This window comes from Serpentinicella sp. ANB-PHB4, assembly GCF_031432315.1.
Lineage (GTDB): Bacteria > Bacillota > Clostridia > Peptostreptococcales > Natronincolaceae > Serpentinicella.
In genome coordinates this window covers 49,008-70,055 of record NZ_JAVKGO010000003.1, presented here as the reverse complement: position 1 = coordinate 70,055, position 21,048 = coordinate 49,008, and the positions used below count along the sequence as shown (strand labels likewise).

The window sequence follows — 21,048 nt, the reverse complement described above, 5'->3', positions numbered from 1 at the left end:
TAAGATAATTAGTAATCATAAATATATCTTATTTATCAAATACTATAATAGATTATTTGTTAAAAAGTTTTGGAAAGGGAGATCCCAATAATGACAGTACAAAAAGACGGTATTCATGTTTATAATGAAATTGGTCAATTGAAAAGTGTGCTTTTACATTGTCCTGGAAATGAGATAGAGAATATTGTACCAGATTACTTAAGGAGACTTTTATTCGATGAAATTGCTTATTTAAAACAAGCACAAAAAGAACATAATCAGTTTTCAGATTTACTTAGAAACGAAGCCGTAGAAGTACTTTACCTTACTGACTTAATGGCAGAGATTTTAGAAAATAAAGATGTCAGAACGCAGTTTTTAGAAGATTTTATGGAGGAAGGTAAAATTGCAACAGAAGGATTAAGGGAATGCTTAAGGGAGTATTTTAATAAAATGACACCGAAGGATATGATTCGCAAGTGTATATCTGGTGTCCAAAAGTCAGAAGTACCTGGAATAAAAAATAAATGTTTAGCTGACATGGTAAAAAATCCTTATCCTTTTTATCTTGACCCGATCCCTAATCTCTATTTTCAAAGGGATCCGTTTTCTTCAATTGGTAAAGGAGTTACACTAAATGTTATGTCCTCCATCACAAGAAATAGGGAAACTTTATTTGCTACGTACCTATTTGATTTTCATCCCCGCTTTCAAAATGTGCCTCGCTGGTATAACAGGGATAAAACTCACCCAATTGAAGGCGGTGACGAATTAGTATTGTCTGATAAAGTTGTAGCTGTAGGTGTTAGTGACCGTACTGACCCAATTGCTGTTGAGAAAATGGCGAGAAAATTATTATACTCGGAGGAATCTTTTGAAGTGGTTTTAGCCTTTGATATACCAAAAGCTAGAGAATACATGCACCTTGATACGGTATTTACAATGGTGGATTATGATAAATTTACAATTTATCCTGGAATTGAAGCACCCCTTGATGTCTATAGTATTAAAAAAGGTGCTAACCAATTATCCATTAGTTATGAGCATGAAAAACTTTCTCAGGTCCTAAAAAAGTATTTAAATTTACCGTCTGTTAAACTAATACGATGTGGTGATGGCAACCCTATTGCTGCTGGTAGAGAACAATGGAGTGACGGCAGTAATACATTGGCCATTCATCCAGGGAAAGTGATTTGCTATGATCGTAATTATGTTACAAATGAAGCATTAAGAAAAAACGGGGTTGAAGTACTTGAGTTTGAATCCTACGAGCTGTCAAGGGGTCGAGGAGGACCACGATGTATGAGTATGCCCTTAGTGCGATCAAATCTATAATATGAAAGTAAGGGTAGGCATTTGTTAATGCTTACCCTTTTTTTATATTTGTAGATCTATAGGGCTAATCAAAGGATTAGAAGACATTAAACGTAGCCTTCCATCATCAAAGAAGACTTTCTTAAATGTATTATGTAGTTCTACTAAATGAGTTTTGTTCCATTCATAACAAGCTCAAACCTTGCGTTTAAAAAGTCTGCTGCTCTTCTACACATAATCATACGTTTCATGAAAATCTCAAAATACTCCATCAAAGAAATAATATTCGTATCTATGGTTAAGTCTAACAAAATTGCACGTTTATCTTCATCAACATGCACTTCTGATTTTACTACAGCATAGTTAACTCGATCATGTATATCAAATTTTACGAATTCGGTATTTCTAACGCGACTGCGTCTTACATCGGTTTTATCCGATAGTATTAAAGCTGCGGAAACATTATTGACTGCGGTGCCTGTCTCTTCATCATGATTCCCTATTGCAGAAACAACTATAGCAATTTCTTCTGGTTCCATACCTAAACGCGTTAGAATATTAAAGGCAATAACTGCACCGGTTTGTGCGTGTTCTACTCTGTTGATCATATTACCAATATCATGGGTATATCCAGCGATTCTTGCTAACTCGGCTTCCCTTTCAGTATATCCTAGTTTTAACAATATACTAGCTGCTGTTTGTGCTGTTTTACCTGCATGAACAACTGCATGTTCTGTAAAGCCTAATACACCTAGTAGCTCATCCCCCTTCTCTATATAAGTTCTTACTTCTTCATTTTTAATTATCTCTTGGTAAGTAATCATACTGTTCACGATTAATTGCCTCCTATTTTCTTAGTTAATAAATTGCATAATTAATATTACTCATATAAATATAACCCTTAATAATGTAATTAGTAATTTCCTCAATTATTTTTATTATGTCCAAAATCAATGCTATATAGAAAGTTATTTTATAAAAAAAGAAAAACACCACTAATCGTGGTGTTCTAAGACATAATTTAATCCTTTTTCTCTAATGATCGGTATTAGGTTATTTTGCATAATATACTCGGATACTTCTGTTTCCATAATTGCCCGCTCATACCCCTCCCGACAATCTTCTATATCTACAGGTTCATCTGTGTGTATATTCCAAGCTCTACTGTTCTCAAATATTCCATCAGGAGACATAATAAAGATTTTATCATTGTCAATAAAAGATCCCCTCATTACATTAATTTGCTTAGCAACAAAACCTTCCTCTATATTTAATAGATCTTTTCCGAAGTTTATTCTAGGTAAGTCTATCCCTACTAAATTTGCTACCGTTGGAAAGAAGTCAATCTGTCCACCAGTTGTTGTAATCTCTTCTTCTATCCCACTATCTGGAATGTGTATTATAAAGGGTACGCGAAACATTTCGTCTTCTTTATATGGGTTATCTAAGTAGTCACTTAGTACTTCACTTACTTCCTCATCTCTCATGTGCAAGCCTTGATGATCTCCATAGATAAGAATAATTGAATCTTCGTATAATCCTTCTTTCTTTAAATCTTCTATAAAAATACCAATTTGTTTGTCTAGATAGTGCACCGTTTGAATGTAATGATCTAGTACTGTATCTTTATAGGGTTCTTTAATATTCAAATGTCTATATTCATCTGGCATATAGTAGGGATGGTGGGATGTTAATGTTATATAAAAGGCATAAAAAGGGTCTACTTGATCTTTAAGATAGGGTAGCGATTGTTTAAACATAGACCCATCACTTAAGCCCATTCCCAATTCCTCATCAAAATCAAAATCTTCTATACTGACATATTTATCAAGTCCTTGAGATGGATAAATTTCATCTCTATTCCAAAATCCAGCATCATTGCCATGAAATACCATAGTAGAATAATTCATTTCTTTTAATGCCATTGGTAACGTGTAAAATTCACTGTCTTCATATGCTTTATAGCTAAATAATTTTCTAGATGGATGATAACCATTGTGGGACACAAATTCAGAGTCCGAAGTGTTTCCCCATCCTACTTGTTCAAAAAACTGACTAAAGTAAATACTGTCTTGATTAATTAATTTGTTTAGATTTGGTGTAATATATTGACCATTTATTTTATTATTAATAACGAAACTTTGAACCGATTCCGCTTGAATCACTATAATGTTCTTATCTTTGGCTATCCCGTAGCCTCTTTGTTCTGTTCCATCTAACTGATTGATGGTCTCAATAACCCCTTCTGCACGACTTACATCAAAGGGAGCTCTATAAAAAAAGTTTAACATATCATATGCATGAAAATTTACTACCCCTAAATTATAGGGCGTATAATTTCCTTCTGTTTTATTAATTACAAATCCAGTCAGGGAACCTGAAATTAACAATAGAATTATGCTAGTAATAAAAAAAGGTTTTTTTCTGGGATCAGTCATATGATTTAATATTTTGCTTTTATTTCGTTTATAGTAAATACCTAAAACAATACAGTCTATAAATAATAAAAAATAGTAAATTCTTAAAAGTGCAAAAACACTGTCAGAGACAGGCCCAAGCTGACCAATTTGATATATACTATGAAAAGGCACTAGGGTATGAAAATGACTATAGTACATTGCATCTATAAACAGCAACATCGAAATAATAAAATTAATTGTAATATAAATTGGCCATCGTCGTTTTTCTTTTGCTAGGCTTGCTAATGTAAATATGCCAACTACTAGAAATAAGTTTTTAAAAGTTACGGAAATTATACTACCAGGCATATCCATAAAGCTGTGAAATACAACTAACTTTAACATAACCAAAGCACTAAACAGTAAGATATGTTTATATCTTTTCCTGTAGTCTTCAATACGTTCCAGCATATGATCACACTCCGTTTATTTATTATAATCTTATATTAACATATTTTTCTATATATAGGAATGTTCCTTAATAATCTTTATTATCTAATACTATATTCGAAGCATTCTTTCAATAAATTTCAGTTGATTTAATGATCAGCTTAATGAGTGAGGATTCCAGAATTTAAAAAACACACTATCCTTATAAGTAGGGAAGTGTATTTTTTTATTATACCACTTTCTGTTTCTCTAATAACATTAATAATAATTCTTCTGCTTCTTCTAGGTTTTTTGGGGTATCGACAATGTACCCTCGTTTTCTTAATCGATTAAATAACTCCCCTATAACCGGTGGTTCAAGATTTGCTTCTTTAAGTATATCCACTCTAGAAAAGACCTCTTCTGGCGTCCCCTTCATAACAATATCTCCTTTATTTACAATGTAAATAACATCTGCAATGGATGGGACTATATCAATATCATGGGTAGTGATAATTAAAGTGGTTCCTTCTTTTTTATTTAAATCATTTAGTGTACTGACCATTTCTCTTTTTGATTTTGGATCAAGGGCATCAAAGGGTTCGTCCATAACTAATAGCTTTGGATTCATTGATAGTGCCCCGGCTAAAGCAACTTTTTTCTTTTGGCCTCCACTTAAATAATGAGGAATTTTATAGAGAAACTCACTTATACCTAGTCTTTTAGAAATATGATTTACTCGGCAATCTACTGTTTCTTTTTTCATCCCTTCATTTCTCAATGTAAAGGCAATATCATCAAAAACCCTTGGTCCGATTATTTGCTCATCAACATTTTGAAAGATAACACCAATTTCTTTTCTTATTTTATTAAAATCTTTGTGTGGAGAAAGTCCCATCACTTCTACAGTTCCTTCAACTGGTGATAGTAGTCCTAAAACATGGGATAGCAATGTTGTTTTACCAGAACCATTCGGTCCTAAAATAACCACCCTTTCGCCGGGATTAACAATAAAATCCAAGCCACATAAGTTCACTTCCGTTTTGTCTGGGTAAATATGCTTTAAGCATTTGACCTTAATTAAAGGTTCCATGGTATCACCGTCCCTACAAATATTAATATACCCATCATAATAACCATATAATCGACTTTGTGCAATGGAAATACGCTAGCTTCTATTGGAATTTTTCCATTATACCCTCTTAATGCATATATTTTGTACATTCGTTCACTCATATCAAAAGAGTGTATGATTAATACCCCTATTGTGCCAGCAATACTTTTTAAGTTTTTGAATACATTTAATGAACTATAACCGCCTCTTAGCTTCATGTTTTTTAACAATCGCTCTACTTTATCAATAAGAATAAAAAAGGATCTATAAGTTACTAAAAATATATCCACTAATATGCTAGGCATTACAAAGGAGAGGGTTGCAAACAAATCCACATATGGAGTAGTTGTTATTAACATCAACATAGTTAATGCAGCGCCCAAGGCCCTAAGTATAATTACAAAGGCAATTGTCCATTCATTTCGTCCCATTATCAATGCGAATAATAAACTAAAGAATACCGGGTATATGGCTAAGTGTATCACTTTTTTGATCGGGATTTTTCCAACTACAAAGAATAATACTTGTATAATAATCAATCCTAAAAGTGTTGTTAGATCACTCGTAATCAAAAAACTTGTTAAAAAACTAAGTACCAAAATTAATTTAGATATTACTTTGCACCGATGCAAAATGCTGTTCCCATTAACTGATAAATGGTCTATATCTGCTAAATGCATATAAACGCCTCTCTTACTTACGTATTTTGTTGCGTCTCAACTGCTGAAATAAGTCCTGGCCTTACTTTCATAAAGTACTTTACAATTAGGGTGGTTCCAATAGATTCTAATAGAAGTCCCGCTGCAAAAATTAAACCAACAGCAGTCCATCCAGTGAAAGCTAGATAGTGTACGTCTTCTAATTCTTCATGGAAATCATGATGGTGATCATAAACATTAACTTCGTTACTTTCATCAAGAATTTGCTCTTCTCCATGATCGTGACCACAACTATGAGGTAAAGCCTCAGATAAGTGACCAGTTGTAGCTACAACGCCTACCATTAAAGACATAGAAATAATAACCGCTACAACTGTAGCAACCATTGTTCCCATTATGTATCTTCCTTTTTTCGCCAAGAGTTTAAATATTGAATAACCAATTAAAACTTCTGAACCAATGATCAGTGTGTTTAGACCAATTAAAGTAATCCCACCATGACCAAACAATGCTAAAATAACATTAACAATAAAGACCGCAATAAAACCAAGTTTGGGCCCAACTAAAATCCCCGTAAGCACCGCTAAGCTTAAGTGTACTGGTACAATTACTAGGGGCACCGACATTCCTAGGAGCATGATAGCTGCTGCAACCCCAGTGTAAGGGATCTTATGCATTACTTCGTCTTTATTGATCGTTCTTAAAATAATAAATAAAATTGCAAAAGTTATCAGTAGTGCGCCGATCCATAAATTATAATTTAGAATTCCATCTGGTATGTGAATGTGACTCATAACATATCACTCCTTATCTATTTGAATTTTTTTCCTTAATACATGAGATGAGTTATCAATTACAACATTTATATGTTATCCTTTTTCATAATGTTTGTCAATGAAAGACAATATGTTTGTCCTTATCTATATATACGCGGATTTAGAAAATTTATACCCATTCTATTCTTAAATATCCCATATTTTATTAGTTAATTTCCAAATAAAAAAACCAAAAATGAGGATCATTTTTGGTTTTACTATGGCACGTCCTGAGGGACTCGAACCCCCAACCTACTGGTTCGAAGCCAGCCACTCTATCCAGTTGAGCTAAGGACGCCTATTAAATTGTAAAATTGAGTTAGCACTGCTAACTCAATAGTTTATCTCTTATAAAATTATTTTGTGGCGTGCCCACAGGGATTCGAACCCCGGACACACGGCTTAGAAGGCCGTTGCTCTATCCAGCTGAGCTATGGGCACAAAATTGGAGCGGAAGACGGGATTTGAACCCGCGACCCTCGCCTTGGCAAGGCGATGCTCTACCACTGAGCCACTTCCGCATATAAAAAATAATGGAGCGGGTGAAGGGAATCGAACCCTCGCGGTCAGCTTGGAAGGCTGAAGTTCTACCACTGAACTACACCCGCACAGTGCAGTAATTAATTATCCTGACAAGAAATAATTTTACCAGCTTTTTAATGGATTGTCAACATATTTTGTAAACTAAATTTCAATATGTTTTATGGTAATTTCTTCATCCAAGTCAATTATTGCACAACTCCGTTTTGATAAACCTCTTGGTAATGCAACACTACCGGGATTTAAAATAAACATTTCATCCATTTTGGTTATACAAGGCATATGGGTATGTCCAAAAATAACGATGTCCGCATTAACTTCTTTCCCCTTATAGTATAGCCTTTGTAAATTATATTTTACATTGTACTGGTGTCCGTGACAAATGAATATTTTGTATTTACCCATAGTAAGCGCCAATTCATCTTCTCCGTCTATTTCATCATCACAATTCCCTCTTACGCCTACTACTTTCATTCCATACTGTTTCTGAATATAGCAACCATCATGAAATAAGTCCCCTGTGTGAAAAATAAGGTCTACTTTTTCTAGGTGCTCCATGGCACGATCTATTCTTTCTAAATAACCATGACTATCGCCCAATACACCAATTTTCATGTCAATACACCTACTTTTATTTATTTTGAGAAAATTGTATAATTGCATTATTGAAGGTTTTCATAGAATAAATAGAAAAAATAGCGACTAAGGTCGCTTTCGCTAGGAAACCCTAGGTTTCCTTCGACAACAGGGAAGCTGTCTGAGCACCTTCCTGAGTACGGGTAGGGGATTTCATCCGCTACAACCCCTATTTATATAGAAAGAAAATACCATTTTCTTTCTATATAAATGTTACCTGAGGTCGCGCCTCATTTGTTGACTTGTGTCATTGAATTTATAGCAGTAAAACAAGTCGACAAATTCGAAGCAGGGAAGGTATATTTTTTATATTTATTCATCTAAATTTAATTATGCAATTTCCTCAATTATTCATTAATAGTTGTTGCTTTAATTTATCTAAGGCTTTTCCTCGATGGCTTATTTTATTTTTGGTTTCGGCATCGATTTGTGCAAAAGTTAATTGTAACTCAGGAACAATAAAAAGGGGATCATACCCAAAACCACCTTGTCCTACTGGTTCAAATCCAACTTTTCCTTCACACTCACCTCTTGTTAATATCCTTTCTCCATTTGGGAATAACATAGCTATACAACTTACAAACCTGGCAGTTCTCTTTTCAATTGACGTATTTTGCAATAGCTTTAGTAGCTTTTCGTTATTCTCCTGATCTGTTGCATTTTCCCCTGCAAATCTAGCTGAATATATTCCTGGAGCTTTATCAATTGCATCGACCTCTATTCCAGAATCATCTGCTATTGCTATGCATCCGGTCTGATCCATTACAACCTTAGCCTTAATCTCTGCATTTTCTTCAAAGGTTTTACCATCTTCTATAATTTCTAAACCATCTAACCCCATATCTGCTAATGACTTTACATCATAAGGATACCCTTGAAGTATGGTCTTTATTTCCTCTAGTTTATGTTTATTGTTTGTTGCAATAACAACGGTATTATCCTTCATTTTCATCACCTAAGGATTCAATGTTTTTCCCTACCATTTCTGCTAAATCACCAAGGGATTTCTTTTGTAAATCAATTAAAGTTCTGTTTCCTTTTTCCGCTAACTCGATTAGCTGCATAAAGTCCGTTTTAGAAAAAGGTGACTCTTCTCCCGTACCTTGAACTTCAATAAATTCATCTTGATCTGTCATGACAATATTCATATCAACTTTAGCCTTTGAATCCTCTTCATAGCATAGGTCTAACACAGGGGTTTCTTTCACAATTCCGACACTTATTGCAGATACAAAATTTTTAACTGGAAACTGTTTTAAATTTTCTTTTGTTACTAACTGGCTTACAGCATCCACCAATGCAACAAATGCACCAGTAATCGATGCTGTCCTTGTACCTCCATCGGCTTGTATAACATCACAGTCAACCCAGATGGTTTTTTCTCCTAATGCATCTAAATCTACAACTGATCTTAAGGCCCTACCAATTAGACGCTGGATTTCCTGTGTTCTCCCATCAACTTTTCCTCTACTTGACTCTCTTATTTTCCTAGAGTGAGTTGAGCTTGGTAACATTGCATACTCTGCTGTTAACCATCCCTTTCCTGTGTTTCTTAAAAAAGGCGGTACTTTATCTTCAATTGTAGCGGTACATATAACCTTCGTATCTCCCATTTCAACTAAAACGGAACCCTGGGCATGTTTTGTATAGTTTCTTGTAAATTTAACTGCTCTTAGCTCATCTAATTTTCTTCCGTCAATTCTTTTCATTTCACATCTTCCTTTCAAATTGTCTTCTTTAGATTGTAACATATTGTTTTTAATCTTTGTAGAATATAATTCCTGTATATCTTTAAATTACATCATTCATTTATTTTTTCCAATACATATAAAAACATACTAATTTTCAATCTAAAACCTCGGTGGATTGTCTAACAGGGCCAAATAATTTGAGACCTTCGAATGAATTCGAAGCTACGGATTAAGAATAGGAACTATTTCATTGATGAGTATACATTCAAATTTCATTTCTGAAACCTTCGAATGAATTCGAAGCTACAAATTAAGAATAGGAACTATTTCGTCGATGAGTATACATTCAAATTTCATTTCTGAGACCTTCGAATGAATTCGAAGCTACAATTCAAGGCTAGATTTATTTTACCAATGAGCAAATTCATATTTGTTTTTGAAACCTTCGAATGAATTCGAAGCTACAGATTAATTATAGGAATTGTTGCAATAAAAAATAAATCAAATTATATGTAGGGGCGAATTCATTCGCCAGAAATAGATTAATAAAGTTCTGTATCTTAATTAATTGACTAATACATAAAATAGGATAGAAGCAATGCCTCTATCCTATTTTAATTAGTACATGTTGGAGAATACGGGAATATTCATGTTTACATTTGAATCAAGGTCTATTTCCGTTCCATTACTTAAAATGCGTACTTGTTGAATAGCTGGTTCCATAGCATTTAATGTAAGGCCTATTTCATGTATAACTGATTGTTGTAAATTAGCATTTTGAGGCATTCTATTGATTTCTTCAGAGAAATCTATATATGCAATACCATCTCTAACATAAACATGATTCACTGTTGTTCCTTCTGGTATTTCACTAAATAATCCACTACCCTCTGGTGCACCTTCAACCAATGTGGTTAAGACCGTTTTTACATCTGCTCTAAATGACATAACTCCCTTTGTTACAGGAACAAAGAAACTCTCTTCTCCATTTGTTGTGCCTTTATAATAAACGACTATTGGAATCTTTTCTTCACTCAATTCAGTCTTTAAATTAATATGATTCGGCTTAATAGGATTTTTAACCTTTGTGCCATGTTTTAATTTTTTTCGTTCTTGCCCTTCTACCATTATTTGTACCTGATCAACATCTTCAAACTCTGTTAAAGTAAACACGATTGCATTAACAATTGTCTGTTCTTCCAACTTTGTTTCGTATTTTAATACATTTTCATTTAAATCAATTCTACAGATCCCTTCATTAATTGTCATTCCAAGTACTTCTGTTCCTGATGGTAGAACAGGTGATAATCCTAAAGCCGATAAGTAATCCCTTAGTGCAGGTTGGTCCACAAGCTGATTTATTGCAGCTCTACCCATTCCCTCTTCCCTTGGAATCCTCCGCATTACAGGAACCAACAAACCATTTTCATTCTGATAATAGAGGACTGTACTCCTTAATCCTTCATCTTCGCCATCAATAAAACCTTCCTCATTAAGCACAGCTACATCCTCACTGTTATTTCCAATTAGTTTCCCTATGGGATCTTCTCCCTCTGTTATGACCATAACTGTTAGTAGTAAAAGTCCTAGAAGAATAATCACTTTATTTCTCACAGCTTTTTTCGCTCCCCTCTTTTTCTTTGAATAATTACTTTAGTTCATTATATTAGTTACAGAGGCGAGCTATTCTCATTCTTCTATTTTCTTTTAATCGGATTAAAATACCCCCCACGGATAGATCTTGCATCAGTGATCGTTATAAAAGCTTTGCTGTCGAATTGATCTAATATTTGATAGACTTTTTTTATATGCTTACGACTAATTGTAATATAGAGCAAATGATGTATCCCGTCTCTTCCGTAACCTTCCATTACTGTTACACCGAATCCATCTTCTCTAAATCTATCTACAATTGGTTGAGGGTTATGGTGGGTGATTATTTGGATAATGTTGTTCCCTAATGCCAATTTATCTTCAAGATAAACACCTAGATAATTTCCTGTAGCAAATCCTAAGGCATATACCAACACATTCACCGGATTATCTAAACCACTTAACACTTGGCCTATCGCTAATATATATACAATTACTTCAAAAAATCCGATAAGAGCTGCTTCTAACCGTTTTCCTTTCACAACCATTATCATTCGAACCGTAGCCATACTTACATCTGTTAATCGAGCAAAAAAGATAAATAAGTATCCAAACATTAACTCCATATTAAAATCCCCCCGTTCCTATCCAAACTTTACCTTCCTCTTCATTGTACATAATATAGGTTATAAATCAATAAAAATAAACCAGTTTAATCTTACTAATTTAGCAGATTAACCGGTTTTATATTTGAGAAAATTGCATAATTACATTTTAAAAACGATCACATGAAAAATATGCTAAATACTACTCAGGGCGCGCCTCATTTATGAAAAAATTTTTTTCCATTGATTTATTGTCTGCACTCTATGATCAGATACGATAAATAATGGACGAATATTTTCTGGAGGAATTTCATGAAATATAAGCACTTCTGCATCATAATTTTCTTTTTGATCCGCACGTTCTAATAGGTTGTTTTCAAAACTTAATGAAGTACTCCAGTAGTTTTTAATGATTTCTTTACCCTTCGTCTGTAAATAATTTTCAGCACTATTATATTCCAAAATATTTTTCAAAATAAAAGGTTCATATAACTGATTTGCCTTATTTTCATTAGCAATCCAACATCTTTTTATATCAATTTTTAAAGCCATCACTACTGTATGGGAGTGAAATCCAGGCTTTTTTCTATAATTCATGGTAGCGAAAATAGCTTTTTTTCTCTCTACCCACTTCGGTATGTACGCCGGTTTTTGATCATCGAACAACTGATGAAATCCGCAATATTTTTCCTTGTAAGATGCTTTGTCATTGTACTTTATCCCTTGAGACATAATCTTTTTTAAGTCATTTATGGCTGCAATATGATAAACACACCCTGTTTTAGTAAAGTCTTCAAAAAACATAGAATCTCCTTTCTAAAGTAGTAATAACTGTAATGTATTGATTAATCTATTATGATAGAAAATAGATATGTGAAGAAATTGCATAACTACTTATTAAAAGCTCTAATTTCCTCATATAACAAGAAGGAGGTGGCGAACTTTGATTATGATTAATTGTATTTATCCTTGTTTATTTGAAAACGAAGGCTATTGCACACTAACTCATGCAACCGCCGTTTCCAGTACAACAAATAAGTCTTGTGCATATTTTAAAGAAAAAAAGTCTATGAGAAAACCTCATAGACAATAGTATCATCAACTTTATATTAATTTATCCAATTTCAAATTTATTAATTTTATCTACTGAACACATTGTATTTAGTCACATTACGAGCTAAATAATGTGTTCTATTTCTTTTTTTCATCATTAAGAATGTCCTTAAAAACAAAGGAGACATTAGCTAAATATGTTACAACATAAGTGTAGCAATAATAAGCACTAGTCTTTAAACAACTCTTTGCATTTCTAATTCATTTGCTTTTCCTATCTTTTCTACTAAGCAAGTTACTCGCTTGCTTAAACAAGCATTATTTTGCTGAGCCTTTATTTCCTGATCTTTCAGCAAAGTACATCTTAGATGGTTCTTTGAACAAGAGAAAATCGTTCTTAGTTCTTTTACATTGCTTCTCATCAAAATTTTCGTTCCATTATTTACTTTAGATAATAGGCTATCTAAAATATCTTTTTGAGGTTGGGCTTGAAAAGCAACATGTATAATTGAAAAATCTCTTACTTCTAATTCTTGTCCCTTTGCACATTTTATGCTTATTTGTTTGTCTAAGTTCATTTTATTAATTAATTTTTTTGCTTTTTTTACTGCAAGGGGGTCATAATCAATTACTTCTATTTGGGCCCCAGTTTTTTTTGCAATCTCCATTGCAGTGCAAGGGAAAGGTCCTCCTCCTATGCATAACACTCTGTCTTCATCTGTAATACCACAAAGGCTTATTTCTTTTTTTACCATACCCTTATAATAAAGTCGATATAAATTGTTTAGTATAGGAAAAGGTGAAGACACCATTTCAAGTTTTTTTGTAAAAAAAGATATAAAAAGCACAATAAACCCTCCCTTTTACAGTATTAAAGCAGAAAAATTGACTGACATAATTAATTAACATTTATGCATTATGATAATAATTATCATTAATAGTATGTTAAAATAGTATCATAGAAAACCAATATTATCAAGATTAAAAGCTGTTAGTTCTGGGTAGCAAAACAAATTAACGCTTTCGCGTGTTTGAAAAATATTGCAAATAATTACTTTATTTTATATTATACTAATATAGAGGATAAAGGAGGTTTTATATCTTGAACTTAAAAGGTACGCAAACAGAGAAAAATTTATGGCTTGCTTTTTCTGGTGAAAGTCAGGCTAGAAACAAATATGCTTTTTTTGCTGATTTTGCTAGAAAAGAAGGTTACGATGAAATTGCCAAGGTTTTTGAACAAAACGCTAATCAAGAAAAAGAACATGCACGACTTATTTTTGATTTCTTACATAACCAAAAAAGTACAAAAGAGAATCTAAAAATAGCTGCACAAGGTGAAAATTATGAAGCCTTTACGATGTATAAAGAATATGAGAGAGTAGCTCGCTCTGAAGGATTTGAAGAGATTGCTAAGTTTTTTGAGGAAATAGGAAAAATTGAAGCAGAGCATGAGAAAAAATATTTGGCGCTACTTCAGTCTTTTACTGAAAAGTAAATACTTTGAGATTAAATCTTGCAAATGTATAAAAAAAGTGGCTAACGCCACTTTTTTTATACATTTATTCTTTTCAAATTTTAAATGACTTAATTTTGCTTATCATAGATATTAACCACATCACTACTAATAAAGCAAAGTAAATCAACCCAATTTTAACAGCCGTAGCATAGAAAAAAGCTTCCGGTAATATTTGTACCAATATCTCTTTGTTTGGGTTTAGGATCCAAAGGTCGTTTGTAAAAAAGATATAATGAAAATAATTAAAGTACTTTGTAAAATCAATTCGCATGGCAATGGCTAGTAGTCCAAATAGGATTATGTTTGCCAATAAGGTATACCCTAAAGTATTAGATAAACGCTTTTTCCACTTTTGATCATATTTGATAACGTAGACCAATAGTATCACGAGCAATACTACGCTTGTATTTCGCACAAATCTACCTAGATTAAAGAGGAATAAAACATCTTCCATATGTTTTATTTCTCTTTGACTAAATACAACCCGTCTTTCGTTATTTACCTTTGTCTCAATATTTAAGTCTTCATATTCATTATTCAAATAACCTAATAACCGATGGACGATATCATCTAGATTAGTTTCTTCTATATTGATGTATTGCTCTATATATTTTTGGTTTTTTTCAAATTGTTCCTCGTAATGATTATAATCAAAAGTGACATACTCTACTACACTCAGTAACAGTGCGATAGATAATGCACACCCTATTATTATATATACTACTTTTTTCATCCCACACCCCTTACCTTTGTTAAAGAAATTGCTTAAGTGCATTATAAAGGTTTTTATTGCTAGCAATGTGCTAAAGCATATTTTCAAAGGCCTCTTCACTAAGTAGTTTTAGATTTGTTTCTACACCGGAGTCTAAAATTTCTTGTGCCTTTTCCAATTTGGACCCTGCATCGGTACCGAAAATAACGTAATCCGTCTTCTTGCTAACACTACCCGAGACTTTTGCGCCTAAGCTTTCTAACTTTTCTTTTATCTCTTTTCTTGAAAAACGTTCTAACGTGCCAGTAACCACAACGGTCTTGTCTTTAAACTGGCTCTCTTTTTCAACTTCAATTTTTTCAAAGTATGGCTGTAGCCCTTGTTGTAAAAGTTTTTGGGTGCTAGCAACAATCCGCTCATCTCCAAAAAAATCTAAAATGCTTTTTGCTACAATGTCTCCTATATCAGGCAAAGCTATTAATTCATCGTAATTAGATGCCATAACATTTTCTAAAGACTTAAAGTGGTTCGCTAGGTCTAAGGCAGTTTTTCGGCCTACATTTGGAATGCCTAAAGCATAAATAAAAGCATCTAGTGGACATTTCTTGCTATTTTCAATTGCTTCTAGTAAATTTTTTGCTTTTTTATCTCCAAACCGTTCAAGATGGATTAAGTCATTATAAGTAATGTCATAAAGCTGTGCAATTTCTTTTAATCCCAATGCTTCGAAAAGTTGTTCCGCAGTCTTTTCACTAAAACCTTCTATATCCATTGCATCTCTACTAGCAAAATGTACAATAGACGACACAAGCTGAGGCTTACAGGATAGAGCATTTGGACAAAAGAGATGGGCACCTTTTTCTATTACTTCGCTTCCACAGGCAGGACAATCTGACGGCTTTTTAATTTCTTCACTTTCCTTACATTCCGTTTCTACTGCCCCAAGTATTTCCGGTATAACATCGTTGGAACGCCTTAACCAAACTTGACAACCAATTTTAACTTTCTTTCTCTGAATATCTTCCCAATTGTTTAGTGTTGCTCGTCCAACCGTAACCCCACCTATATCCACTGGCGTTAATTCAGCTGATGGTGTTAATTTCCCTGTTCTACCAACCTGCCAAATAACATTTTCTAATTGTGTTGTTACTTCTTGTGCTTCAAATTTATAGGCCATTGCCCATCTAGGAAACTTTTGGGTATATCCTAAAGCGCTTCTTAATTCCATATCATTAACTTTAATGACAAGCCCATCGGTTAAATAATCTAGTTCCTTAACTGTATCTTTTCGCTTTGTAACTTCCTCTACTACTTCTTCTATACCTTTTAACACTTTTATATATGGATTCACTGGAAAACGATTTTCTTTTAGAAACTCGATCATTTCCATGTGGGTATTAAAGTAATCATTTTCGTCATAACCAACATTGTAGCAAAAAGCGCTAAGATTTCTTTTTGCAGTAGTTTTAGGATTTAAATTTCTTAATGCGCCAGCAGCTGCATTTCTGGCATTCTTTAGTGGTTCATCATTATTACGATTATATTTTTCAAGTTCAGATAAGGGCATAATCCCCTCACCTTGCACCTCAATTTTTCCTTTGTATTTTATTTCTAATGGTATAGATTTAATGGTTTTAACCTGTTCTAATATTCCTTCTCCTATGGTCCCATTCCCTCTTGTAGCTGCTTGTATCAAATAACCATTATCGTAGGTTAAGTTTAATGTTAATCCATCAAACTTATATTCCATTACATATTCAATTGGTTCCATTTTATTTAAAGCTTTTTTGTTACGTACATCCCAGGCATATAATTCTTGTTCACTCTTTGATTTGTTCAAACTCCAAAGAGGTGCCAGATGCTTATGTTGCTTAAATTTCTTTAAAGGCTCCCCACCAACCCGCAGTGTCGGTGAATTTTTATGTACAATACCTATTTCTTTTTCTAGAGCTACAAGCTCATCATATAAGTTGTCATATTCTTGATCACTAATTTTAGGTGCATCCAAAACATAATAATAATAGTTATGATCATTAAGTACCTCTACTAACTCAAGTATCCTTTTTTTCTTATCCAATATGCCAACCTCCTTTTTAAGGAAAATAGCCTTAATATGTATTTAAAGAAATTGCATAATAATATTAACCAAAATTCATGCGTCATAGAATAAATATAAGAATTATACCTAAGGTCACGCTCATTTGTTGACTTATATCTTTGTATTTATTTACATCATAAAACAAGTCGACAAATTCGAAGCAGGAAAGGCATATTCTTTATATCCCTTTGACAAAATTTAATTATGCAATTTCCTGATTTAAAAGCATTATTAACTACTCTATTGTAGTTAATGGAATAAAGGCTGTGTCAATCTTTTTAACCCCAGCTCCATCAAAAGCGATGGTCACGATGCTACCATTGGTTGCTACAACGGTACCTATTCCAAAACTCGGATGTTTTACCTTTGAACCACTTAAAACTTTGGTTTTATCTTTTTGTACAGGTTTATCATTATGCACCATTTGTCCTTTAAACACAGGAGATAATTTCATAGCTTGTACCTGTTTTTTTCTATTATATAACTCCGGTCTATCTATAAGATCATTAGGTATCTCATTAACAAATCTAGATAAACTATTATACTGTGTTCTTCCATATAGTGTTCTCATTTTTGTATGGGTCATGTATAGTCTTTGCATTGCTCTAGTTATCCCAACATAACATAATCTACGTTCTTCTTCTTCATTATTCTCTTTTAATGACATTGGGGATGGGAAAATGTTTTCCTCCATTCCTGGTATAAAGACTACAGGGAACTCTAGACCCTTTGCACTATGTAGGGTCATAAGAACGACTGCGTTATCTTCATCATCCATTGAATCCGTAGCAGACTCTAGTGCATTTTTAGCTAGAAAGGCATCTAAGGTCTTTTCTTCTGAATTTTTATCAAACTCTAGAGTAAGAGATTTAAACTCTTCTAAGTTTTCTACTCTACTTTGGGATTCTACTGTGCCATCTTGCAATAAAGATTCTATATATCCGCTTTTTTCATAAATATAATCTGTTATTTCTGTAATCGTTAACTCGTCCTTTTGATCTTGTAATTCAAGTATCATTTGGGTAAACCCTTTAATATTTTTTCGTTGTGATGCACTTAAACCTGGTACTTCATCAGCGTTAACTAGTGCATGAAAAAAGCTTTCACCTGTCGATTCTGCATAAGCTTCTAATCGCTCTATTGCCTTCGCTCCTATTCCTCTTTTAGGAACGTTAATAACCCTTCTAACACTTAAATCATCCACAGAGTTTTCTATTACAATTAAGTATGCAATAATATCTTTTATTTCTTTTCTTTCGAAGAATCGTGTTCCCCCATACATTCTATAAGGAATACCAGATTTCATTAATCCATCCTCTAGTACTCGGGATTGGGCATTGGTCCTATATAGTATAGCGAAATCTTTATAGGATCGATTTTCTTGCCTCATAAGTTTTTCTAGTGTATAGGCAATAAATCTAGACTCATCATACTCGTTATCTGCACAATAATATCCTATAATTTCTCCTTCATCATTTCCAGTCCATAGGTTTTTGTCTTTTCTTCCTTCATTTCTAGCTACAACATGATTCGCTGCATCTAGAATCTTTTTTGTAGAACGATAATTTTCTTCTAATTTAATAACCTCTGCTTTTGGAAAATCCTTTTCAAATCCTAGGATATTAGATATATCTGCACCTCTCCACCCATAAATGGATTGATCGTCATCTCCAACAACACATAGATTTTGATGGGATTTAGACAGTAAGCTAACTAATGTGTACTGAGCCATATTGGTATCTTGAAACTCATCTACTAAAATATACTTAAATTTATTGTGGTAGTACTCTAACACTAAAGGAAATTGCTCAAACAATTGTACTGTTTTCATAATAAGATCATCAAAATCTAAAGCATTATTACTTTTTAGTTCTTTTTGATACATACCGTATATTTCTGCAATTTTTTCCGTCCAAAAATCTTCTACATAGGATTTTTTATATTCCTCTGGAGTTATTAATTGATCTTTTGCTTTACCTATTGCAGATAATACTCCTCTTGGATCGAAAGTTTTTTCATTTATATTAAGCTTTTTTAAACACGCTTTTATTACCACTTGTTGATCTGAAGCATCGTAAATTACAAAGTTTTTATTGTATCCTAATTTTTCGATCTCCATTCTAAGTATTCTTACACAGGTTGAGTGGAAGGTGCTCACCCACAGTGATCTATCCTCAAATCCCAACAATGCATCTATTCTTTCCTTCATTTCTCTAGCAGCTTTATTTGTAAAAGTAATAGCAAGTATATTATAAGGAGAGATCCCTTTTTCTTTTATTAAATAAGCAATTCTATGGGTTAAAACTCTTGTTTTTCCGGACCCTGCCCCTGCTAAAACTAACAATGGTCCCTCTGTATGAAGAACTGCTTCTTTTTGGCAACCATTTAAATGATTTAAATTCATATCGTTCGCTCCTAACCGTTTTTATTTCCTTTTGCAAATTGAGAATTATATGATTATATTCTTAAAAGTATTTTTGTCTATATTATATGTTACCCTATTTCATAGGCTGAATCAATGAAGGATGTTACAAATAAATAAAGAGATGTGACTGCTGTATCTAAAGTACTTTTAGACATTAGCTTGTCACACCTCTTTTTCAATCTGATTAATAGTTATATTTTAAATACACTAATACTTTCTTTAAGTTCTTTTGCAATTTCTTTCAACTCTAATGATTTTTGTCTTATTTCTTCTATCGTTGCGGATTGTTCTTCTACAGATGCAGACACTTGTTGCGTTGATGCTGAAGATTGCTCAGTTACCATGGCAATACTTTGTATAGAAGTTGTAACAGCATCTTTATACTTGCTTACGCTATCAATGTGATTAATAAGGTTTTCAATTTGATCTGCTATTTTTGATATTACTTCTGTATTCTCAGTAAAAGCAGCGGAAACATCCCCTGTTGCTCTGTCTGCTCGTTCCATTGCTATTTTTGAGTCTTCAATACTGTTTGTCGTTATCTGAATTTCATTTTGAATTTCTGACGTAATTTTCTCAATTTCCTGTGTTGATGAAGAAGTCTGCTCTGCAAGCTGTCTAACTTCCTCTGCTACAACAGCAAATCCTTTACCCGCATCTCCTGCTCTTGCGGCTTCAATTGCTGCGTTTAGTGCTAACAGGTTTGTCTGCTCCGCGATAGAGTGGATTACACCAACGATTTGTCCAATTGACTGTGACTTTGTTGATAAGTTGTTTATATTTTGGGCTACTCTTGCTGAAACTTCATTGTTCGTTTGGAAATTTTCTTGTAAATCTCTCATTGTTGATGTAGACTTTTCATTGACCTTTTTTGAGTCCTCTGCTAATTGATTCATTGTGTTTACATTATCAACTAACTCATTAATTTTGTTGTTTAACGCCCCAAGTTTATTTGTACTTTCATTTGCTTCCTTTGCTTGATCTGAGGCACCACTTGCCAAATCTTCTATGGCTTTTGAAATTTCTTCAATAGATGCAGCAGTTTCTTCCATGCTATTTGAAAGCATATCAGAATTTCCTTGTAAAACGCCACTTTGATCTACAATATTTTCTGCCATCCCTTTAAAAGATTTTCTTAACCCTTTTATTCCTACAGCCATTTGCCCTATTTCATTTTTATATCCTAGTAATTGTTCATCTACATAGTCTTCTCTGAAATCTAGGGTAGCTGTTTTATCAATTAAATCATTTAGTTTATGAATAGGTTTTAAAATGTAATTTGCAAAAAATGTCGATACGATAATAGCAAAAATAACACTCATTCCGAAAACTAACAATTTGTTATTGTCCGTATTAGCTTCTAAAACTAAGCTTAATCCAATTAATAAAGCATTTGAAATGATAAAAAACACAGTTATCCCTAGTCTCATGCTATTTGTAAACTTCTTCATACGTATCCCCCCAGAA

General features: G+C 33.2%; 17 protein-coding genes, 4 tRNA genes and 1 pseudogene. 3 read left to right on the top strand and 19 right to left on the bottom strand.

Annotated features, from left to right (window positions below; translation table 11 throughout):
* Positions 1-90 precede the first annotated feature (90 nt).
* Positions 91-1,314, top strand: coding sequence for an arginine deiminase (arcA, locus tag RH915_RS03955; protein WP_310478035.1), 1,224 nt, complete (start codon positions 91-93; stop codon positions 1,312-1,314).
* A 143-nt stretch (positions 1,315-1,457) separates the two neighbouring features.
* Here the strand turns inward: arcA and RH915_RS03950 are convergent, their stop codons facing one another.
* The 14 genes and pseudogenes from RH915_RS03950 to RH915_RS03880 all read right to left on the bottom strand — a co-directional run bounded on the left by RH915_RS03950 (position 1,458) and on the right by RH915_RS03880 (position 12,578).
* The gene (locus RH915_RS03950; protein ID WP_310478194.1) at positions 1,458-2,117 is read right to left on the bottom strand and encodes an HD domain-containing protein; all 660 of its coding nucleotides are present in this window, start codon (positions 2,115-2,117) and stop codon (positions 1,458-1,460) included.
* Positions 2,118-2,288: 171 nt separating this feature from the next.
* Positions 2,289-4,163, bottom strand: coding sequence for an LTA synthase family protein (locus tag RH915_RS03945; RefSeq protein ID WP_310478034.1), 1,875 nt, complete (start codon positions 4,161-4,163; stop codon positions 2,289-2,291).
* Between the two features lie 208 nt (positions 4,164-4,371).
* A complete protein-coding gene (locus RH915_RS03940) occupies positions 4,372-5,214 on the bottom strand; it encodes an energy-coupling factor ABC transporter ATP-binding protein (RefSeq protein WP_310478033.1) in 843 nt (280 codons plus the stop codon).
* Entirely contained in the window at positions 5,202-5,915 is a 714-nt protein-coding gene (locus tag RH915_RS03935) for an energy-coupling factor transporter transmembrane component T family protein (RefSeq protein ID WP_310478031.1), read from the bottom strand. The genes RH915_RS03940 and RH915_RS03935 overlap by 13 nt, the downstream gene beginning before the upstream one ends.
* 17 nt (positions 5,916-5,932) lie before the next feature.
* On the bottom strand, positions 5,933-6,688 hold the full coding sequence (locus tag RH915_RS03930) for an energy-coupling factor ABC transporter permease (protein WP_310478029.1): 756 nt from the start codon (positions 6,686-6,688) through the stop codon (positions 5,933-5,935).
* Positions 6,689-6,930: 242 nt separating this feature from the next.
* Positions 6,931-7,007 (bottom strand) — tRNA-Arg (locus tag RH915_RS03925).
* Positions 7,008-7,073: 66 nt separating this feature from the next.
* A tRNA-Arg gene (locus RH915_RS03920) sits at positions 7,074-7,150 on the bottom strand.
* A gap of 5 nt (positions 7,151-7,155) precedes the next feature.
* Positions 7,156-7,230: transfer RNA gene (locus RH915_RS03915), tRNA-Gly, on the bottom strand.
* A gap of 13 nt (positions 7,231-7,243) precedes the next feature.
* A tRNA-Gly gene (locus tag RH915_RS03910) sits at positions 7,244-7,317 on the bottom strand.
* 76 nt (positions 7,318-7,393) lie between these two features.
* Positions 7,394-7,864 carry a metallophosphoesterase gene (locus tag RH915_RS03905; RefSeq protein WP_310478028.1) on the bottom strand — a complete coding sequence of 157 codons (471 nt, stop codon included), beginning with the start codon at positions 7,862-7,864 and terminating at the stop codon, positions 7,394-7,396.
* 364 nt (positions 7,865-8,228) lie between these two features.
* Positions 8,229-9,594: pseudogene (gene rph, locus RH915_RS11500) on the bottom strand (ribonuclease PH).
* A gap of 600 nt (positions 9,595-10,194) precedes the next feature.
* On the bottom strand, positions 10,195-11,190 hold the full coding sequence (locus RH915_RS03890; RefSeq protein WP_310478024.1) for a GerMN domain-containing protein: 996 nt from the start codon (positions 11,188-11,190) through the stop codon (positions 10,195-10,197).
* Between the two features lie 83 nt (positions 11,191-11,273).
* A complete protein-coding gene (locus tag RH915_RS03885; RefSeq protein ID WP_310478022.1) occupies positions 11,274-11,795 on the bottom strand; it encodes a DUF2179 domain-containing protein in 522 nt (173 codons plus the stop codon).
* 201 nt (positions 11,796-11,996) lie between these two features.
* Positions 11,997-12,578 carry a hypothetical protein gene (locus RH915_RS03880; RefSeq protein WP_310478020.1) on the bottom strand — a complete coding sequence of 194 codons (582 nt, stop codon included), beginning with the start codon at positions 12,576-12,578 and terminating at the stop codon, positions 11,997-11,999.
* 139 nt (positions 12,579-12,717) lie between these two features.
* Between RH915_RS03880 and RH915_RS03875 the strand changes: the two genes are divergently transcribed.
* The gene (locus tag RH915_RS03875; RefSeq protein ID WP_310478018.1) at positions 12,718-12,867 is read left to right on the top strand and encodes a hypothetical protein; all 150 of its coding nucleotides are present in this window, start codon (positions 12,718-12,720) and stop codon (positions 12,865-12,867) included.
* A 196-nt stretch (positions 12,868-13,063) separates the two neighbouring features.
* Here RH915_RS03875 and RH915_RS03870 read toward each other — a convergent pair whose 3' ends face one another.
* Positions 13,064-13,675: a nicotianamine synthase family protein gene (locus RH915_RS03870; protein ID WP_310478015.1), complete on the bottom strand. Its 612-nt coding sequence runs from the start codon at positions 13,673-13,675 to the stop codon at positions 13,064-13,066.
* Positions 13,676-13,929: 254 nt separating this feature from the next.
* On the opposite strand from RH915_RS03870, the gene RH915_RS03865 reads away from it, so the two are divergent.
* Positions 13,930-14,325, top strand: coding sequence for a rubrerythrin family protein (locus RH915_RS03865; RefSeq protein ID WP_310478013.1), 396 nt, complete (start codon positions 13,930-13,932; stop codon positions 14,323-14,325).
* Between the two features lie 73 nt (positions 14,326-14,398).
* Here RH915_RS03865 and RH915_RS03860 read toward each other — a convergent pair whose 3' ends face one another.
* The 4 genes from RH915_RS03860 to RH915_RS03845 form a co-directional block, all read right to left on the bottom strand.
* Positions 14,399-15,079 carry a TIGR01906 family membrane protein gene (locus RH915_RS03860; protein WP_310478012.1) on the bottom strand — a complete coding sequence of 227 codons (681 nt, stop codon included), beginning with the start codon at positions 15,077-15,079 and terminating at the stop codon, positions 14,399-14,401.
* 70 nt (positions 15,080-15,149) lie between these two features.
* The gene (gene ligA / locus RH915_RS03855; RefSeq protein WP_331618292.1) at positions 15,150-17,135 is read right to left on the bottom strand and encodes an NAD-dependent DNA ligase LigA; all 1,986 of its coding nucleotides are present in this window, start codon (positions 17,133-17,135) and stop codon (positions 15,150-15,152) included.
* Positions 17,136-17,391: 256 nt separating this feature from the next.
* Entirely contained in the window at positions 17,392-19,560 is a 2,169-nt protein-coding gene (pcrA, locus tag RH915_RS03850) for a DNA helicase PcrA (protein ID WP_310478010.1), read from the bottom strand.
* 212 nt (positions 19,561-19,772) lie between these two features.
* A complete protein-coding gene (locus tag RH915_RS03845) occupies positions 19,773-21,032 on the bottom strand; it encodes a methyl-accepting chemotaxis protein (protein ID WP_310478008.1) in 1,260 nt (419 codons plus the stop codon).
* Positions 21,033-21,048: the final 16 nt, after the last annotated feature.

Bases quoted from the DNA above. Each gene is read 5' to 3' on its own strand.
- RH915_RS03940 (WP_310478033.1), bottom strand. From the start codon at position 5,214: ATGGAACCTTTAATTAAGGTCAAATGCTTAAAGCATATTTACCCAGAC.
- arcA (WP_310478035.1), top strand. From the start codon at position 91: ATGACAGTACAAAAAGACGGTATTCATGTTTATAATGAAATTGGTCAA.
- RH915_RS03845 (WP_310478008.1), bottom strand. From the start codon at position 21,032: ATGAAGAAGTTTACAAATAGCATGAGACTAGGGATAACTGTGTTTTTT.
- RH915_RS03860 (WP_310478012.1), bottom strand. From the start codon at position 15,079: ATGAAAAAAGTAGTATATATAATAATAGGGTGTGCATTATCTATCGCA.
- RH915_RS03905 (WP_310478028.1), bottom strand. From the start codon at position 7,864: ATGAAAATTGGTGTATTGGGCGATAGTCATGGTTATTTAGAAAGAATA.
- RH915_RS03930 (WP_310478029.1), bottom strand. From the start codon at position 6,688: ATGAGTCACATTCACATACCAGATGGAATTCTAAATTATAATTTATGG.
- RH915_RS03935 (WP_310478031.1), bottom strand. From the start codon at position 5,915: ATGCATTTAGCAGATATAGACCATTTATCAGTTAATGGGAACAGCATT.
- RH915_RS03950 (WP_310478194.1), bottom strand. From the start codon at position 2,117: ATGATTACTTACCAAGAGATAATTAAAAATGAAGAAGTAAGAACTTAT.
- RH915_RS03885 (WP_310478022.1), bottom strand. From the start codon at position 11,795: ATGGAGTTAATGTTTGGATACTTATTTATCTTTTTTGCTCGATTAACA.
- RH915_RS03945 (WP_310478034.1), bottom strand. From the start codon at position 4,163: ATGCTGGAACGTATTGAAGACTACAGGAAAAGATATAAACATATCTTA.
- pcrA (WP_310478010.1), bottom strand. From the start codon at position 19,560: ATGAATTTAAATCATTTAAATGGTTGCCAAAAAGAAGCAGTTCTTCAT.
- RH915_RS03880 (WP_310478020.1), bottom strand. From the start codon at position 12,578: ATGTTTTTTGAAGACTTTACTAAAACAGGGTGTGTTTATCATATTGCA.